This window comes from Blastococcus atacamensis, assembly GCF_002938425.1.
In the GTDB taxonomy this organism is placed as follows: Bacteria; Actinomycetota; Actinomycetes; order Mycobacteriales; family Geodermatophilaceae; genus Blastococcus; species Blastococcus atacamensis.
The window spans coordinates 1-4,436 of the sequence record NZ_POQU01000138.1; the positions used below are offsets into that span (position 1 = coordinate 1).

Genomic DNA, 4,436 nt, shown 5'->3' on the forward strand with positions numbered 1-4,436 from the left:
TTATAGTACGGTCTTGTGTGCTAGGAGATGTTGATAAAAGACAGACACGGACGTGCTCGCGGGAGAGCTTCGTGCGGAGGCGGAAGTCGTAGGTGCGCGCTGCAGCGAGGGTGCCGCGGCCGGGGCCGGTCCGGTCTCGGGGGTGGTCACAGAACCCCTCATCGGCGGTCCCCGGGACCACCCTGACCGGGCCGCCGCGGGGAGCCGTGCCGGCAGGGGAGGGCGTGACGCGTGGGACCCCTGATGCGCGTTCGGGGTGCCCTCCGGAAGCGGAGGGCACCCCAGCGGAGTCGCGTGCGGGCGCTACTGCGTGACGTACTCGGTGTAGTAGATGCCCATGATCGTCTTGACGCCGTCGTGATCGGTGTAGGCCTCGACGATCTTCTCCTGCAGCGCTTCCTTCAGCGCCTCCCGGGCGCCGACGACGTCGGCGGGCTGGGCCTGGGAGAAGGTCGAGATGATCAGGTCGGTGGCCTTGGAGCCGTCGGGCCCACCGCTGCCGTGGCCGCCGCCGGCGGCCGCACCCTCCTCGGTCAGCTCGAGGGAGACACCGATCTTGAGGTAGCCGCCGCCGGCCAGGTTCACGGCCACCGGCTCCAGGGGGAGGAAGGTGCCGCTGGACACGAGCTCCTCCTCCGCCTCGGCCTCCGCCTCGCCGGACCCGGCGAACAGGAAGAAGTAGGCGGCGCCGGCGCCGGCGAGCAGCACGACGGCCAGGATGATGAAGAGCTTCTTCTTGCCGCCCTTCGCCTCGGTCTCCTCCCCTTCGGCGGGGGCGTTCTTGTCCTTCTTGCTCATGGGTTCTCTCCCTGGGAGGCGGCGTCGAGGCCGGGCAGCAGCGCGTTGGCCTCGGCGGATGCGTCGGACAGGACGACGACGTCGACCCGTCGGTTGACGGTGAGTGCGTTGGGGTCCGACACGGGCACCAGTGGCCGGGTCGAGGAGTAACCCACGGCGGTGAGCCGCGGTTCCGGGACGCTCACGCTGGCGAAGTAGCGCACGACGGTGGTGGCGCGCGTCGCCGAGAGCTCCCAGTTCGACGGCCAGGGGCCGCCGCGGCTGACCGGCAGGTGGTTGGCGTGGCCCTCCACCCCGATGGCGTTGGGCAGATCGGTCAGGGCGGGTGCGACGGCGGCGAGGATCGCGCGCCCCTCGGGCCGCAGCACGGCCTCCTCGGCGTCGAAGAGGACCTGGTCGGCGACGATGTGCACGACGAGTCCGCGCTCGTCGATCTCGTACCGCGCCGCACCGGAGTAGCCGGCGGCGGCGAGGGCGGCCTCGATCTTGTCGCGGGCGGCGGCGAGCTCGTCGTAGGCCTTCTTCGCCTCCGCGGCGATGTTCTCCGCCCGCTGCAGAGCGGCGGCCGCGGCGGCCTGGTCGATCTGCGCCTGCTGCACGGTCGGGTCCGGTGGCATCGCCGAGGCGATGTCGACCACGCCCGGGAGGCCGTCGAGCACCGAAGCCTCGGGCGTCGGTCCGGGCTGCACGGTGATCGGCCCGCCGAAGGTCTCGGCCATGCCCTTGGCCAGGGCGGCGAACTTCTGTTCGTCCACCTTGCTCATGGCGAAGAGCACCACGAACAGCACGAACAGCAGCGTCATCATGTCGAAGGCCGACACCAGCCACCGTTCGTGGTTCTCGTGCTCCTCGTGCTCCTCGTGCTTCTTCGCCCGCCGGCGACCGTGCCCGGCGCTCACGAGGTCACGCCGCTTCCTTGACCGCGCCCGGAGGCACGAGCGAGGTCAGCTTGAGGCGGACGGCGCGCGGGCTGGTGCCGGCCTGGATCTCGGTGATGCCCTCGACGAGCAGCTCCATCTGCGCGGCCTGCAGCTCGCTGACCCGGAGGATCTTGGCGCCCATCGGCAGGAACCAGAAGTTGGCGGCCATGACGCCCCACAGGGTGGCGATGAACGCCGCGGAGACCATCGGGCCGAGCGTCTCCGGGTTGTTCAGGTTGGCCATGACGTTCATCAGGCCGACGATGCAGCCCAGGATGCCGATGGTCGGCGCGTAGCCGCCCATGGCGTTCATGAACTTGGCGGCGACCTTGTCCTCGCCCTTCTTGGCCGCGATCTCACTCTCCAGGACGGCGCGCAGCTCCTCGGGGTCGGTGCCGTCGATGCCCATCTGCAGGCCGCGGCGGAGGAACTCGTCCTCGATCTGCTTCACCTGGGCCTCCAGCGCGAGCAGGCCCTCCTTGCGGGCCTTCTCGGCGAGGCTGACCAGGATCTGGATCTGGTCGGTCGGCGGTGGCACCTTCGCCGGCATCACGGCCATCTTGAACCAGCCGGGCAGCTTCTTGAGGTCGTCCATCGTCTGGCTGGCGGCCGCCGCGCCGAAGGTCGCGACGATGACCAGGACGATCGCCGGCAGGAAGATCAACGCCGTCGGGTCGACGCCCTCCATCGTCATGAAGACGAACAGGGCGACCAGCGAGACGGCGAACCCGATCAGGGTGGCGGGATCCACGGGTCAGCGCTCCTCTCGGATCGGGAACGGCACCACCGAGGAGTCCGCGGACGCCGGCTCGGGGACGACGGAGCGGTACGTGCCGCGGTCCATCTCGTAGGAGATGGCGAGGATGCCGGCGCGGTACTCGCGGATCTCCTGCAGCACCTCGTCGACGCTCTCCCGGACCACGTACTTCGTGCCATCGACGAGGAAGGCGACGGTGTCGGGGTGTGCCTCGACCTTCTCGATCAGGTCGGGGTTGAGCGCGAACTGATCGCCGTTCAGGCGCGTCACACGGATCACGGTCGGTCCTCTTGCTCGGTGGATGCCCGGGAACGGGCGGGAACGGCACTGTTGTCATCGGCCCCGGGCGGGGCTTCCTTGAGCCGAAACGTCCTGGCCGGAGGCCTGTGCGGGCGCTGGAAGGAACGGCCCGGCCACCCTCTCGGGTCGCCGGGCCGTCTCGGTGAGGTGCTGGAACGGCCTCTCTCCAGGGGCGCGCCGCGAGCGGAGCGAGCGGAGGGGAGGAGCCGAAGGACCCGCCTGCCCCCCGTCGCTCGCATGCTCGCGGCGGGGCCCTGCAGGCGGGCCACTGATCAGCGCTTGAGGTTGACCAGGTCCTGCAGGATCTCGTCGGAGGCGGTGATCACGCGGCTGTTGGCCTGGAACCCGCGCTGGGCGACGATCAGGCCGGTGAACTCCTCGGAGAGATCGACGTTCGACATCTCCAGTGCGCCAGCGTTCAGCACGCCACGGCCGCCCTGGGCGGCCAGGCCGATCATGGCCACACCGGAGTTGTCGCCGACGCGGAAGGTCGAGTTGCCGGCCTTCTCCAGCCCGCTGGGGTTGTTGAAGGAGGCCAGGGCCAGCTGGCCCAGCGGCTGGCGCAGCCCGTTGGAGTAGACGCCCATGATCGTGCCGTCGTTGCCGAGGGTGAACGACTGGAGCGATCCCAGGGCGTAGCCGTCGGGCTTCGGCGCGGCGAGCGTGTTCGCCCCGCCGAACTGGGTGAGCCCGGCGAGGCTCATGGTGACCTCGTTGGTCCAGCTGGGGTAGCCGACCGGCGTGAAGGGGGCCAGCTCGAAGTCCGGACCGGCCGGGGTGGTCAGGTTGCCCTCGGCGTCGAACACGATGCCGGTGGGGGCCATCAGCACGGTGCCGTCGGAGTGCACGACGCTGACGTCCCAGTTGTTGTCGCCGGTCTTGGTGAAGTTGTAGGCGACCTTCTGCAGCACGCCCTGGCTGTCGTACATATCGGCGCCCAGCTGGAAGGACGTGGCGTCGACGACGTCGGACGGCACGTTGCCCGTGATCGATCCGGCCGTCGTCGCGGTGGGGTCGACCATCGCGCCGTACGGCACCCGGAGGGACTCGACCGGACCGTTGGCGTTGACGACGCCGTTCGCGTCGGCCACCCAGCCCTGGAGGATCGAGCCGTCCGGGGTGACCAGGTTGCCGTTGGCGTCGAAGTCGAACGAGCCGGCGCGGGTGAACAGCTGCTCGCCGCCGGGGCCCTGCACGACGAAGAAGCCGTCGCCCTCGATCATGAAGTCGGTCGACCGGCCGGTCGACTGGGTGGCGCCCTGCGTCCAGTTCGTCGTGATGCCGGCGAGCTTCGTACCGAGACCGACCTGGGCCGGGTTCGTGCCACCGCGGTCCGCGGCCGGCTGGCCGCCGCCGCGCAGGACCTGGGAGAGCGTGTCCTGGAAGACGGTCTGGCTGCTCTTGAAGCCGACGGTGTTGACGTTGGCGATGTTGTTGCTGGTGACGTCCATCTTGGTCTGATGTGCACGCAGACCGGAGATGGCGGAGAACATCGAGCGGAGCATCGGGGGAGTCCCTCCGGGTGGGGTCGCGGGTCGGGGGGCGCGCGGTCGGCGCCGGGGCAGCAGCGAGCAGCTGGGGTGGAGCGGGTGGGAGTCTGTAGTTTCTAAAAATCTACAGCTGGCGATGAAGCAGTATATGAGAATATAAGTGAGTTAAGA

General features: G+C 69.5%; 5 protein-coding genes. All 5 read right to left on the minus strand.

Translation table 11 applies throughout. The features are described 5' to 3' along the window. Positions 1-303 precede the first annotated feature (303 nt). Positions 304-798 (minus strand): flagellar basal body-associated FliL family protein, encoded by a 495-nt coding sequence (locus C5508_RS18855; protein ID WP_104526444.1) that lies wholly within the window; start codon positions 796-798, stop codon positions 304-306. Then, positions 795-1,697: an OmpA/MotB family protein gene (locus C5508_RS18860; protein WP_104526445.1), complete on the minus strand. Its 903-nt coding sequence runs from the start codon at positions 1,695-1,697 to the stop codon at positions 795-797. Before C5508_RS18860 ends, C5508_RS18855 begins: the two co-directional genes overlap by 4 nt. Positions 1,698-1,701: 4 nt before the next feature. Further along, positions 1,702-2,469, minus strand: a complete 768-nt coding sequence (locus C5508_RS18865) for a motility protein A (protein WP_104526446.1) — start codon at positions 2,467-2,469, stop codon at positions 1,702-1,704. Positions 2,470-2,472: 3 nt separating this feature from the next. Further along, complete coding sequence (locus C5508_RS18870) at positions 2,473-2,754, minus strand: flagellar FlbD family protein (RefSeq protein WP_104526447.1); 282 nt, start codon at positions 2,752-2,754, stop codon at positions 2,473-2,475. A 293-nt stretch (positions 2,755-3,047) separates the two neighbouring features. After that, entirely contained in the window at positions 3,048-4,280 is a 1,233-nt protein-coding gene (locus tag C5508_RS18875) for a flagellar hook protein FlgE (RefSeq protein ID WP_104526448.1), read from the minus strand. Between the last annotated feature and the right edge of the window lie 156 nt (positions 4,281-4,436).